Genomic DNA, 14,113 nt, shown 5'->3' with positions numbered 1-14,113 from the left:
TTTAAAATCTTTTATTAAGAAACGGCATTTTTTAACAAATAACAGGGGAATGTTTTTTAATATCTCTTGTTGAATGTTTTTGTTTATGGGGTTTTATTGTGTCGTTAAACAGCACCATGACTACGCTGGAACAATTGTGTGAACTGGGCGTTTTTTCACCATTAGATGTACAATTTGCTCATTTTTTATATCGATTGGATGGCGGTGGTCATGAGGTTGTTTTATTAAGTGCGGTTTTGGTGAGTTATTTTAATGCGCAAGGACATATTTGTTTGTCTTTATCTGATTTAGCCAATACATCTTTTCCCACTTCTCCCTCTTCCCAAAATTTGCCACAATTACAATGCCCCTCTTTAACGCAATGGCGAAATGAATTAAGTGCCACTAAAGTAGTGGGAATGGTGGGTGATTATAAGCCACTTATTTTAGAACAAGATCGGCTTTATTTATACCGTTATTGGCATTATGAACGGCTGTTTGCGCAACAGATTTATTTGCGTTTACAGCCTTTGCCTCTTCTTTTTTCCAGAACCTTATTAAAAGATCATTTATCCCGTCTTTTCCCTGCCAAACCGCGTGATGTGAAACAGCGTAAAGCGGTATTGTGCGCATTGACGCGGCGATTTTGTATTATTTCTGGTGGGCCGGGGACGGGCAAAACCTCTACCGTTGTACGCATTTTAGCCCTATTATTGGCGCAACAAGCGGATTTGCGCGTGGCGTTGGCTGCGCCTACGGGTAAAGCGGCGGCGCGCTTAGAAGAGGCGATTCAAGCCGCTATTCCACAGCTTAATATTGATCCTGAATTAAAAAATAATATTCCCAGCAAAGCCAGTACATTACATCGTCTATTAGGCAGTAAAAAAGGCTCTCCTTATTTTTATCATAACGCCCAAAATCCATTATTATACGATGTGATTGTGGTGGATGAAGCATCAATGATTGATTTGGCATTAATGACTAAATTAGTCTCTGCTTTATTGCCGAATGCGCGTTTAATTTTATTGGGAGATCGGGATCAATTAGCTTCTGTAGAAGCAGGAACAATTTTAGGTGATTTGTGTGAATTAGCAGAAAAGAAACAGTCTTTTTTAAGAAATCATTTGGTTTTATTAGAAAAAAGCTATCGCTTTAGAGCGGATCATGGTATTGGACAACTGGCGCATGCCATTCGTTACGGCGAAACGGAAACATTAACACGTCTATTGCAATCTAGCCAAGAATCTATCGAATGGCAACCTATTGAAAATCAAGAACAATTACAAAAAAAATTAACTCCCATTATTCTTAAAAACTTTACCTCTTATTTACAGGCTCGTGATCCATTTTTAGCCTTAAAATTATTTAATCAATTTCGGGTTTTGTGTGCCATGCGTCATGGGATATTTGGCGTGTTGGCGATTAATCGTTTAATTGAAACGATTTTAAGCATTCATTTTGACATTAAACCCAATACGCGCTGGTATCATGGTCGCCCCATTATGGTGACACGCAATGACTACCATTTACGGTTATTTAACGGTGATACGGGATTGATTTTACAATTACCCGATATGCCAGAAGCACAAGCCTTTTTCTTTGATCCAGAATCACCCAATGGGTTGCGTCAAGTGTGGCCTAATCGTTTGCCTGAACATGAAACGGTTTATGCCATGACGATTCATAAAAGTCAGGGGTCGGAATTTGACGAAGTGTTATTGCTGATTCCTGATCAAATTTCAAATTTATTAACCCGTGAATTATTATATACAGGAATGACCCGCGCTAAACAGCATTTATATTTAATGGGAAATCGTGAAGTCATTATTGAAGCCATGTCTCGTCGCATTAAACGCAATTCGGGTTTAATCATGCAATTTGAAACGTTAAAAAAAACCGCTTATTGATTTGGAAATAACAGTGTTTTTAAACTGTCATTTCACTTTAAAAAAACAGTGCTAATTTTTAATACATGCACATCATAATATCTATTATAAGTAGTTGGGTAATAAGAATGATAAATCATTTTATCAACAAAAAACATCGCGGTACATTAAGTTTTTTACGAGAATTTGTTTGCAATCCGCTCACCGTGGGGGCTATTGCGCCTAGCTCGCCCAATTTAGCCAAGGCCATGCTGCACAATTTGACCTTGCGCGATGAGGATACGGTGCTGGAATTAGGCCCTGGTACCGGGGCTTTTACGTCGTTTATTCGCTCGGCATTGCCCAATCCGCAGCATTATTTAGGGATTGAATTAGAGCCGCGTTTTGTTCTTTTATTAAAAAGAGAATTTCCTGATTTGCATTTTATTGAAGGTAATGCCGAACAAGCTGTGCAATTATATCAACACACTGAATTAAAATTACCCAGTGTCATTATTTCAGGCTTACCTTTCGCCAGTTTTCGCCGTCAAACGCAAGATAATATTATTAATAATGTGGCTCAATTAATGGCTTCGGGTAGCGTGTTTAGAACATTCCAATATGTTCATGCTTATGCTTTGCCTTCGGCGGTGCGTTTTCGTCATGCTATGGACGAATTATTTTTTACGCATCATCGCAGTCAGGTGATGTTTAATAATATTCCGCCTGCTTATGTGCTGACTTGGAAAGCGCAATAATTTTGCTTTATCACTTTGAGGAATTGGGCATGAAAATTCTATTCATGATTGCTATTTTTTTGCTTAATGTTGGCTTTGCTTTTTCGGTTAATGCAGAAAATGCCGTGCATCATTATACCCTTGAAAATGGTTTGCAAGTATTGGTTAAAGTAGATCGCCGCAGCCCTATGGTGGTCAGCCAAATATGGTATCGAGTGGGAGCCAGTGATGAACTCACAGGACAAACGGGATTATCCCACATGTTAGAACATTTAATGTTCAAAGGCACAACCCGTTATGGACCTGGCGAATATTCCCGCTTATTATCAGAAAATGGCGCAACAGAAAATGCGTTTACCAGTTATGATTATACGGCTTATTATGCCGAATTAGAAAACTCGCGTTTGGCTTTGCATTTTGAATTAGAAGCAGATCGAATGCAGAATTTATTATTGCTTGAAGAAGAATTAATGAAAGAGCGTCAAGTGATATTAGAAGAACGCAGTCAGCGCGTGGATGATAACCCAACGGCCGCATTTAGTGAACGATTAAAAGCCACCGCATTAATGACCAGTCCTTATCGTGATCCAATTATTGGTTGGCGCAGCGATATTGAGCAGTATCAACGGGCAGATTTATTATTATGGTATCAACATTGGTACGCGCCTAATCACGCCACATTAGTCGTGGTGGGCGATGTGCAGCCAGAGGAAGTGCATGAATTAGCGGTGCGTTATTTCGGCGATATTCCCGCCACCAATGACACGCCCTTAACACTGAAAAAACGTGACGAATTGTCACAGCGTGGCAAAAAACAAATGACGGTTAAATTACCTGCTAAAATGCCTGTGTTAAGTTTGCTTTATCAAGTGCCTTCATTGGTCGTTATAGAAGAAAGCAAAGATTGGGAAATTTATGCTTTAATTTTACTGGCGAATATTTTAGATGGAAATGACAGTTCTCGCTTGCCTAAATCATTAGTGCGCGGACAAGAAATAGCGACTTATGTCAGTGTTAATTATGATCCTTTAAATCGCTATCATACTTTGTTTAATATTTCCGCCGCCCCCACTGAAAAATATTCGGTATTTGATTTAGAAAAAGCCATTGCTCAAGAAATTAATCGCCTACATAATGAATTGGTCAGTACAGAAGAATTAAATCGTGTGAAAACACAATTACGCGCCCAAGAAATTTATAGTCAAGATTCGTTATTTTACCAAGCCATGCGCTTGGGAATGATTCATAATGCGGGTTTAAATTGGCAGTTATTGGATACTTATTTGGCACGCATTGCGGAAATTACGCCAGAGCAAATTCAGTCGGTAGCTTTGCGTTATTTGCAAGACGATCTTTTAACCGTGGGCTATTTAGAACCCCAAGCGATGGCTTCAACCACCTCGACGGTAGGAGAGTAAAATATGCGTATTTATTTGATTATCAATGCGTTTTTAATGACATTGCTTTATTCTAGCAGCGGGTTGGCTTTACCCACGATTGAGCATTGGCGTACAGATAATGGCGTAGCGGTGTATTTTGCGGTGGCACCTGAAATTCCAATGGTGGATATTCAAGTGGCGTTTGACGCAGGCAGCGCACGCGATGACATTTCTGGCACGGCTTACTTAACTTCCAATTGGCTGGGTGAAGGTACGACGAAACATGATGCAGATGCCATCGCAGAACAATTTGCCGATTGGGGATCGAACTACAGTAACAGTATCGATCAAGACATGGCTGTGTTTCATTTGCGCAGCTTGACAGAAGACAAACTGTTGTCAGCCTCAACAAATTTGTTTGCTGAGATATTGACTCAGCCTCGTTTTGCAGACAGTGATGGGCAACGTTTACGGCAACAATTGATCAGCGAATTGACTTATGAGCAGCAAAATCCCAGTTATTTGGGCGAACGTGCTTTGTATTATTCAGTGTTTGGTGATCACCCTTACGCCAATCCGACTACAGGCACGTTGGACACTGTCAATCAACTGACACCTGAAATAATTAAGACATTTTACAAGCGATATTACGTCGTTGAGAATGCCCAAGTGGCCATTGTCGGTGCGATGTCGAAAAGCCAAGCGATTGATTTAGCAAATAAAATCACGCAATCTTTCCCCAAAGGTGAAAAGGCAGCCGCTTTGCCTCCCGTGCCAGCTTTGACGACTCCACAACGTATTCATATCGATTTTCCCAGTCAACAGACGCATATTTTTATCGGTCAACCGGGTATGACTCGATCTGACGAGTATTATTTTCCCTTATTTGTGGGCAATCATCTGCTGGGCGGCAGCAGTTTTCGCTCGCTGTTGATGCAAGCGGTGCGGGAACAGCGTGGTTTGGCATACAGTACGTATAGCAGTATTTCAGCTTTACGGGAAAAAGGTTTATTCGCAGCAACCGCCCAAACCCGCAACGACCAAGCCGAAACCACCTTAGCCATTATGCAACAAACCATAAGAGATTTTGTTGCACACGCTCCAGATGCCGAGCGTTTGGCGGCCATTAAACGAAATATTACAGGTGGATTTCCTTCGCGCATTAACAGTAATGCTAAGATTATCAATTATTTAACCGTAATTGGTTTTTATGAAGGAATTGGCTTAGATCATTTACAACATTTTAATGCGCGGGTTGACGCAGTGACACCTGAACAAGTGTACGAAGCCATGCGGTCGCGTTTAACGCCTGAAAATTGGGTGGTGGTGACGGTGGGCGGGAAAAATAATCCCAATGAAAAGATAAAAGAATAGAAAACTATTTATCTAATGTCACTCTGAATCTGAATCTATCTGACTTTAAATTTTCAGATGAATTTTTAAAAATTCAGATTCAGATTTAAACTATTACGAATCGATAAAAAAACGCCATAAACGCAGCAATTCTATCGACAACACAACAAACCAAACCAATATGGCAACTCCCGTTGCCGCAGCCGCAATGTCCTTGATAATTCTTATTTTTTCATTGTGTTGCGTCTCGACAAAATCACACAAAGCCTCCACAGTCGTATTAAACATTTCTGCCATCAATACCAATGCAGTGGCTAATAATAAAATCTCAAAATCAACCCATCGCCGTAAATAAAATGCCGCGATTAAAAACAAAATAGACAGCACCAACTTATAAGCCACACTAAAATCAGTAATAACCGCGAAATATAACCCAGAAATAATCACTTTAATTTTGCGTAAAGGATGAAATCCCGCCTGCCCTGTTCCTAAAAATTTATTTTGCATAATTAACAATCTCAAAAGTGGTGGTGAGTTTTTTTAACAGTCAGCAAAAAAATGCTGACAGAAAAAAGCCAATGGTACATTCTAATGATTTTTGGTATCATTTTTGCGATAGCTGAATTAACCGTGTGATCAGGTTGTTCCTACCCAATCTGAACACGGTAGGTGCGTCAGGTGACGGTTGCACGCTGGCGCACCGTTAATTTAGCTATCTTGTTGATTCAACTATTTTTTATTTTGAAGCGCGTTCACGCGCTACAGCACGATAGCCAATGTCTTTGCGATAATACGCATCAGTCCAATGAATCTGTTGAATTCGCGCATAAGCGCGCTGTTGTGCTGCGGCCACCGATTCTCCTAAGGCGCACACACATAATACACGACCTCCCGCTGTCACCACATCTCCTATGGGCGTAATCGCCGTTCCTGCATGAAATACTTTACAATCTGGTGTATCACCTTCGGTCAATCCCTCGATGGGTGCGCCACTGGCGTATTGATTGGGATAACCGCCCGCTGCCATGACCACACCTAATGCCGCTCGCGTATCCCAAACGGCTTGCACTTGATCCAGTTTCCCCTCCAATGCCGCGAAACACAATTCAACCAAATCAGCATTTAAACGTAACATGATTGGTTGCGTTTCAGGATCGCCAAAACGACAATTGTACTCTAAAACATAAGGTGTTCCCGTCGCATCGATCATCACTCCCGCATACAAAAATCCAGTATAACGATTACCTTCCGCCGCCATACCGCGCACTGTCGGTTCAATGACCTCTTTTAAAATACGTTCATGAATTTCTGGCGTAACCACAGGCGCAGGCGAATACGCCCCCATACCACCTGTATTAGGCCCTTGATCACCGTCATCACGGGCTTTGTGATCTTGCGAGGTGGCCATGGGCAAAATGTGTTCACCATCAACCATGCAAATAAAACTGGCTTCTTCCCCCATTAAAAACGCTTCTAATACAACGCGATGCCCCGCATCACCAAACACATTACCCGCTAACATGTCTTGTACTGCACTGATGGCTTCCTGTTCCGTATGCGCAATGATTACGCCTTTGCCCGCCGCCAAACCATCGGCTTTTACCACCAGCGGCGCGCCGTGCTGTTGAATCCACGCCACCGCTAAATCCACATCGGTAAACGTTTGGTAAGCCGCAGTAGGAATACCGTGACGCGCTAAAAAATCTTTTGTAAACGCTTTTGATCCTTCCAATTGCGCCGCAGCCCGACTTGGGCCGAAACAGCGTAATCCAGATGCTTGAAATAAGTCTACAATTCCCGCAACCAGCGGTACTTCCGGCCCAACCACTGTTAAATCAATCGCTTGCTGTTGAGCAAAATCACGTAAGGCTTCCAACTGATTTGCGGTAATGGCGACATTGCTGACACGCTCCTCCATTGCCGTTCCTGCGTTGCCGGGCGCAACGTAAACATGTTGTACTTTAGGGGATTGCGCCATTTTCCAAGCCAGTGCGTGTTCACGGCCACCTCCGCCAATAATGAGTATTTTCATATTGATTAAGCACTCCATAGGTGAGAAATAAAATAGTATCTTTTGTTTGCCAATGAAATGGCTTATTGAGCTTGAATTTTAACGGTTGATAACGGCAGGGTAAAGAGGCATAAAAAAAGAAATTAAAAAGCGATAAAAATAATTTTTTCTTGTTTCTCAAGTGAGAATAAAAAAATACATCAGTCGTATGGATATGTTGTTTTTTGCCTGTATAATTTATCTTTTTCCTTTTTTCATGAAGCCCAAATTCCACCATGACTCCTATTGAAATTTATTTAGAAAAGTTACAAGCCAATTTAACCACTGGCAAAGCCAAAGAATTAACCCATCGCATGGCATTGCAGCATTTATTAGAGACGTTATTATTCGATTGCCAAGTGGTTCACGAAGCCACGCGCATTGCGTGTGGTGCGCCTGATTTTGAAATTATCAAAGGTGAAGAACCGATTGGACATATTGAAGCCAAAGATATAGGCGAAGATTTGGTTAAATTAGCCGAATCAGAGCAATTAAAACGTTATCGTGATTCGCTGTCAAATTTAATTTTAACCGATTATTTAGAATTCCGCTGGTTTACTGAAGGCGAATTGCGCACGGAATTAACGGTTAAATTGGCAAATTTCGATAAAAATAATAATCGCTTAATTCCCATCGAAAATGCGGATTTAACTCCGCTTATGGAATTATTCCGTACTTCTCGTGTTGCTACTTTGCGGGATTCGGAGCAATTAGCTAAGAAAATGGCTAGAATTGCGCGGTTAATTTGTCATGTGATTGAAGAATCTTATCAACATGAATTGAGAGAAAAGAATAAAGGCTTATTACAAGCCCAACTTGAGACTTTTCGAGAAGTTTTATTAGATAATTTAACCGCTTCTGAATTTGCCGATATGTACGCGCAAACGATTTGTTATGGTTTATTTGCGGCTAAATGCAGTACTGAATCAACGCAAACTTTTAATCGCATGACCGCAGGTTTTTTTGTTCCAAAAACCAATCCTTTTTTACGCAATTTATTTAATCAAATTGCAGGTTCTGAATTAGATGATCGATTGGTTTGGGCAGTGGAGCATTTAATTGCGGTATTAAATCGCATTGATATTACTGCGATTTTAGAAGATTTCAGCAAACGCACAGGACGCAATGATCCGATTGTGCATTTTTATGAAACTTTTTTACGGGAATATAATCCTGCATTAAGAGAAGTGAGAGGAGTTTATTACACACCTGAATCAGTAGTGAATTATATTGTGCGCTCATTGGATTTGATATTGAAAAAACAATTCCAATTAAAAGAGGGTTTAGCGGACAATACTCGTTTAGATTCGGGTGTGCATAAAGTGCAAATCCTTGATCCTGCGACGGGAACAGGCACTTTTTTATATGCGGTTATTATGAAAATCTTTGAGCGTTTTGCTAAAGTCAAAGGCGCGTGGTCTAGTTATGTGTCTGAGCATTTATTACCGCGGGTATATGGGTTTGAATTATTAATGGCACCTTATACCGTGGCGCACATGAAATTAGGTCTGTTATTAAAAGAATATGGTTATGATTTTCAAAGCAACGAACGTCTGCGATTATTTCTGACCAATACCCTAGATGAACCACACGGCGATCAAAAAACTTTAATGGCGCAATGGCTTGCCAATGAAGCGGCGGCGGCTAATGCAATTAAGCAAGATGCGCCTGTGATGGTGATTTTAGGCAATCCACCTTATTCTGGACATTCGGCTAATTTTGGTGAATGGATAACGCAATTATTAAAAGGCGTTTTAACAGGTTTTTCTCAAGAAACAGCGGTGGCTAATTATTTTCAAGTGGATGGCAAACCATTAGGCGAAAGAAATCCAAAATGGTTAAATGATGATTATGTCAAATTTATTCGTTTTGCACATTGGCGCATTGTGAGAACGGGTTATGGTGTTTTAGGATTTATTACTAATCATGGTTATTTAGACAATCCCACTTTTCGTGGAATGCGTCAAGCATTAATGCAGGATTTTAACGAAATCTATTTATTAGATTTACACGGTAATAGTAAGAAAAGAGAACGCACGCCAGAAGGCAATCCAGACGTTAATGTGTTTGATATTCAGCAAGGCGTGAGCATTGGTATTTTTATTAAGCATAAAAAGGAATATCAACGTCCTGCTAAAGTGTTTCATGCCGATTTATGGGGAAATAGAGCGGCAAAAGATACTTATTTGAATGCGCATGATATTAGCAGCACGCAATGGACGGAACTTAAACCGACTGCGCCGTTTTATATGTTTGTGCCGCAAAATATCGATTTAAAACAAGAGTATGAAGCAGGCTGGAAAATTACTGAAATGATGCCGATTAATTCGGTAGGTATTGTCACTGCACGGGATAAATTAGCGGTTCAAAATACTCCTGACGCAATGATGCAAATTATTCGTGAATTTGCGACATTAGAAACGGAGAAAGCCAGACAACGATTTGACTTGGGTAAAGATGCCAGAGATTGGAAGGTTAATACGGCTCAAAAAGATATTATCGACAGCGGGCTAAATAGAGAATTGGTGCAACCTATTTTATATCGTCCTTTTGATAAAAGATACACTTATTATACAGGTAATGACTGTGGTTTTATTTGCAGACCGCGCCGTGGAGTGATGGAACATGTTGTGAGAGAAAACAACATCGGTTTAATTTCTGTTCGCCAAGTAGCAGAAGGCATTTTTACTCATGCTTTGCTGTCCGATATTTTAGTCGATTTTAGAACCACTTTAAGCAATAAGGGTGGAAGTTATGTTTTCCCTCTTTATTTATATCCTTCTAAGAAAGATAAATTTATTAATGGACACTACAATGGAGAATCTAAAACTATACCTAAAACGGCTAATTTCTCTCCACAATTAATAAAACAATTAGAGTCTCAATTAAAACTGCTCTTTATCGCTGAAGATCAAGGCGATTTAATTGAAACAATGGGCGCATTAGATATTTTTAATTATATCTACGCTATTCTCAACAGCCCCACTTATCGAGAACGTTACGCGGGTTTCTTAAAAATTGATTTCCCCCGTTTGCCTTTAACCAGCAATCGAGAATTGTTTAGCCAATTGGTGCAATTGGGAAATGAATTAGCACAAATTCATTTAATGCAAGCGGCATTAGATGGTGATAATGGTTATCCTATTGATGGCGATAATATGGTGGATAAAATCGTCTATAAAGACGGTCAAGTTTTTATTAATGCCAAGCAATATTTTGATGGCATCAGTGAAGACGTATGGCATTTTTATATTGGTGGTTATCAAGTGTGTCAAAAATGGTTAAAAGACCGCAAAGGACACCGCTTAAATTTTGATGAGATTAACCATTATCTTTACATTCTCGCTGCCATTAAACGCACGATTGCATTAATGGCGGAGATTGATGCAATATTGAGTTTTCCTGTGGAGTAATTTTTTAAGGATAAATCCCATGACCCTAATTGAAACCTATCTCGCCAAATTACAAGCCAATTTAACCACTGGCAAAGCCAAAGAATTAACCCATCGCATGGCATTGCAGCATTTATTAGAGACGTTATTATTCGATTGCCAAGTGGTTCACGAAGCCACGCGCATTGCGTGTGGTGCGCCTGATTTTGAAATTATCAAAGGTGAAGAACCGATTGGACATATTGAAGCCAAAGATATAGGCGAAGATTTGGTTAAATTAGCCGAATCAGAGCAATTAAAACGTTATCGTGATTCGCTGTCAAATTTAATTTTAACCGATTATTTAGAATTCCGCTGGTTTACTGAAGGCGAATTGCGCACGGAATTAACGGTTAAATTGGCAAATTTCGATAAAAATAATAATCGCTTAATTCCCATCGAAAATGCGGATTTAACTCCGCTTATGGAATTATTCCGTACTTCTCGTGTTGCTACTTTGCGGGATTCGGAGCAATTAGCTAAGAAAATGGCTAGAATTGCGCGGTTAATTTGTCATGTGATTGAAGAATCTTATCAACATGAATTGAGAGAAAAGAATAAAGGCTTATTACAAGCCCAACTTGAGACTTTTCGAGAAGTTTTATTAGATAATTTAACCGCTTCTGAATTTGCCGATATGTACGCGCAAACGATTTGTTATGGTTTATTTGCGGCTAAATGCAGTACTGAATCAACGCAAACTTTTAATCGCATGACCGCAGGTTTTTTTGTTCCAAAAACCAATCCTTTTTTACGCAATTTATTTAATCAAATTGCAGGTTCTGAATTAGATGATCGATTGGTTTGGGCAGTGGAGCATTTAATTGCGGTATTAAATCGCATTGATATTACTGCGATTTTAGAAGATTTCAGCAAACGCACAGGACGCAATGATCCGATTGTGCATTTTTATGAAACTTTTTTACGGGAATATAATCCTGCATTAAGAGAAGTGAGAGGAGTTTATTACACACCTGAATCAGTAGTGAATTATATTGTGCGCTCATTGGATTTGATATTGAAAAAACAATTCCAATTAAAAGAGGGTTTAGCGGACAATACTCGTTTAGATTCGGGTGTGCATAAAGTGCAAATCCTTGATCCTGCGACGGGAACAGGCACTTTTTTATATGCGGTTATTATGAAAATCTTTGAGCGTTTTGCTAAAGTCAAAGGCGCATGGTCTAGTTATGTGTCTGAGCATTTATTACCGCGGGTATATGGGTTTGAATTATTAATGGCACCTTATACCGTGGCGCACATGAAATTAGGTCTGTTATTAAAAGAATATGGTTATGATTTTCAAAGCAACGAACGTCTGCGATTATTTCTGACCAATACCCTAGATGAACCACACGGCGATCAAAAAACTTTAATGGCGCAATGGCTTGCCAATGAAGCGGCGGCGGCTAATGCAATTAAGCAAGATGCGCCTGTGATGGTGATTTTAGGCAATCCACCTTATTCTGGACATTCGGCTAATTTTGGTGAATGGATAACGCAATTATTAAAAGGCGTTTTAACAGGTTTTTCTCAAGAAACAGCGGTGGCTAATTATTTTCAAGTGGATGGCAAACCATTAGGCGAAAGAAATCCAAAATGGTTAAATGATGATTATGTCAAATTTATTCGTTTTGCACATTGGCGCATTGTGAGAACGGGTTATGGTGTTTTAGGATTTATTACTAATCATGGTTATTTAGACAATCCCACTTTTCGTGGAATGCGTCAAGCATTAATGCAGGATTTTAACGAAATCTATTTATTAGATTTACACGGTAATAGTAAGAAAAGAGAACGCACGCCAGAAGGCAATCCAGACGTTAATGTGTTTGATATTCAGCAAGGCGTGAGCATTGGTATTTTTATTAAGCATAAAAAGGAATATCAACGTCCTGCTAAAGTGTTTCATGCCGATTTATGGGGAAATAGAGCGGCAAAAGATACTTATTTGAATGCGCATGATATTAGCAGCACGCAATGGACGGAACTTAAACCGACTGCGCCGTTTTATATGTTTGTGCCGCAAAATATCGATTTAAAACAAGAGTATGAAGCAGGCTGGAAAATTACTGAAATGATGCCGATTAATTCGGTAGGTATTGTCACTGCACGGGATAAATTAGCGGTTCAAAATACTCCTGACGCAATGATGCAAATTATTCGTGAATTTGCGACATTAGAAACGGAGAAAGCCAGACAACGATTTGACTTGGGTAAAGATGCCAGAGATTGGAAGGTTAATACGGCTCAAAAAGATATTATCGACAGCGGGCTAAATAGAGAATTGGTGCAACCTATTTTATATCGTCCTTTTGATAAAAGATACACTTATTATACAGGTAATAGCCGTGGTTTTATTTGTCGCCCACGCTCTGAAGTCATGCGTCATATGTTAATAGGAGATAATTTAGGTTTAATTACAATCAGACGATCTCGAAGTTCTGATTCTTATTGTACATTTTTTGTGACTGATTTGTTAGTTTCTGGTTCAACAGCTATTTCTTCTTTGGATATTAATTACTTATTTCCTCTATACCTTTATTCCACCAAAGAAAAAGGTTTATTTCCTGCTTTTAAAACGGAATCTGATAGCCAACGCAAACCAAATTTTAACCCTGATTTTATCACTCACATTGAACGCAATTTAAAACTTGAATTTATCGACGAAGGGCGTGGTGATTTAAATAAAACGGTCAGTGCTGAAGATGTGTTTTTTTATATGTACGCGGTTTTTCACAGCCCCACTTATCGAGAACGTTACGCGGGTTTCTTAAAAATTGATTTCCCCCGTTTGCCTTTAACCAGCAATCGAGAATTGTTTAGCCAATTGGTGCAATTGGGAAATGAATTAGCACAAATTCATTTAATGCAAGCGGCATTAGATGGTGATAATGGTTATCCTATTGATGGCGATAATATGGTGGATAAAATCGTCTATAAAGACGGTCAAGTTTTTATTAATGCCAAGCAATATTTTGATGGCATCAGTGAAGACGTATGGCATTTTTATATTGGTGGTTATCAAGTGTGTCAAAAATGGTTAAAAGACTGCAAAGGACACCGCTTAAATTTTGATGAGATTAACCATTATCTTTACATTCTCGCTGCCATTAAACGCACGATTGCATTAATGGCGGAGATTGATGCAATATTGAGTTTTCCTGTGGAGTAATTTTTTATATAAGTGGCTGGAATCCCAAAATTCTACTTGACGAACTTTATATCAATTGATAGCTTAGTAAGTTTGCTTTACTGCGGGTACATGCCGCTTGTAAGCATATCCCGTATTTTTTTACCCATTATCGTCTCAGTGAGG

The 14,113-nt window shown here is 39.5% G+C and carries 8 protein-coding genes; 6 read left to right on the top strand and 2 right to left on the bottom strand.

The features are described from left to right. Window positions 1-116: 116 nt before the first annotated feature. The 4 genes from recD (at window position 117) to TPSD3_RS15220 (ending at window position 5,334) form a co-directional block, all read left to right on the top strand. Complete coding sequence (recD, locus tag TPSD3_RS15235) at window positions 117-1,886, top strand: exodeoxyribonuclease V subunit alpha (RefSeq protein WP_176329893.1); 1,770 nt, start codon at window positions 117-119, stop codon at window positions 1,884-1,886. Window positions 1,887-1,993: 107 nt separating this feature from the next. Then, window positions 1,994-2,602 carry a class I SAM-dependent methyltransferase gene (locus TPSD3_RS15230; RefSeq protein ID WP_086489389.1) on the top strand — a complete coding sequence of 203 codons (609 nt, stop codon included), beginning with the start codon at window positions 1,994-1,996 and terminating at the stop codon, window positions 2,600-2,602. A gap of 29 nt (window positions 2,603-2,631) precedes the next feature. After that, on the top strand, window positions 2,632-3,999 hold the full coding sequence (locus tag TPSD3_RS15225) for a M16 family metallopeptidase (RefSeq protein WP_217884474.1): 1,368 nt from the start codon (window positions 2,632-2,634) through the stop codon (window positions 3,997-3,999). A gap of 3 nt (window positions 4,000-4,002) precedes the next feature. Further along, the gene (locus TPSD3_RS15220; RefSeq protein WP_086489388.1) at window positions 4,003-5,334 is read left to right on the top strand and encodes a M16 family metallopeptidase; all 1,332 of its coding nucleotides are present in this window, start codon (window positions 4,003-4,005) and stop codon (window positions 5,332-5,334) included. A gap of 93 nt (window positions 5,335-5,427) precedes the next feature. Here TPSD3_RS15220 and TPSD3_RS15215 read toward each other — a convergent pair whose 3' ends face one another. Next, complete coding sequence (locus TPSD3_RS15215; protein WP_086489387.1) at window positions 5,428-5,820, bottom strand: diacylglycerol kinase; 393 nt, start codon at window positions 5,818-5,820, stop codon at window positions 5,428-5,430. 229 nt (window positions 5,821-6,049) lie between these two features. Next, entirely contained in the window at window positions 6,050-7,345 is a 1,296-nt protein-coding gene (purD, locus tag TPSD3_RS15210; protein ID WP_086489386.1) for a phosphoribosylamine--glycine ligase, read from the bottom strand. A gap of 254 nt (window positions 7,346-7,599) precedes the next feature. On the opposite strand from purD, the gene TPSD3_RS15200 reads away from it, so the two are divergent. Both TPSD3_RS15200 and TPSD3_RS15195 read left to right on the top strand, forming a co-directional pair. Then, window positions 7,600-10,776 carry a type ISP restriction/modification enzyme gene (locus TPSD3_RS15200; protein ID WP_086489384.1) on the top strand — a complete coding sequence of 1,059 codons (3,177 nt, stop codon included), beginning with the start codon at window positions 7,600-7,602 and terminating at the stop codon, window positions 10,774-10,776. Between the two features lie 19 nt (window positions 10,777-10,795). Then, a complete protein-coding gene (locus tag TPSD3_RS15195) occupies window positions 10,796-13,969 on the top strand; it encodes a type ISP restriction/modification enzyme (RefSeq protein ID WP_086489383.1) in 3,174 nt (1,057 codons plus the stop codon). The last annotated feature ends 144 nt before the right edge of the window (window positions 13,970-14,113 follow it).

The sequence above is a fragment of the Thioflexithrix psekupsensis genome (genome assembly GCF_002149925.1).
Taxonomy (GTDB): Bacteria; Pseudomonadota; Gammaproteobacteria; order Beggiatoales; family Beggiatoaceae; genus Thioflexithrix; species Thioflexithrix psekupsensis.
This window is presented reverse-complemented; position numbering and strand designations above follow the sequence as displayed.

Coding starts and splice junctions, on each gene's coding strand:
- TPSD3_RS15215 (WP_086489387.1), bottom strand. CDS start 5,820: ATGCAAAATAAATTTTTAGGAACAGGGCAGGCGGGATTTCATCCTTTA.
- recD (WP_176329893.1), top strand. CDS start 117: ATGACTACGCTGGAACAATTGTGTGAACTGGGCGTTTTTTCACCATTA.
- TPSD3_RS15200 (WP_086489384.1), top strand. CDS start 7,600: ATGACTCCTATTGAAATTTATTTAGAAAAGTTACAAGCCAATTTAACC.
- purD (WP_086489386.1), bottom strand. CDS start 7,345: ATGAAAATACTCATTATTGGCGGAGGTGGCCGTGAACACGCACTGGCT.
- TPSD3_RS15220 (WP_086489388.1), top strand. CDS start 4,003: ATGCGTATTTATTTGATTATCAATGCGTTTTTAATGACATTGCTTTAT.
- TPSD3_RS15230 (WP_086489389.1), top strand. CDS start 1,994: ATGATAAATCATTTTATCAACAAAAAACATCGCGGTACATTAAGTTTT.
- TPSD3_RS15225 (WP_217884474.1), top strand. CDS start 2,632: ATGAAAATTCTATTCATGATTGCTATTTTTTTGCTTAATGTTGGCTTT.
- TPSD3_RS15195 (WP_086489383.1), top strand. CDS start 10,796: ATGACCCTAATTGAAACCTATCTCGCCAAATTACAAGCCAATTTAACC.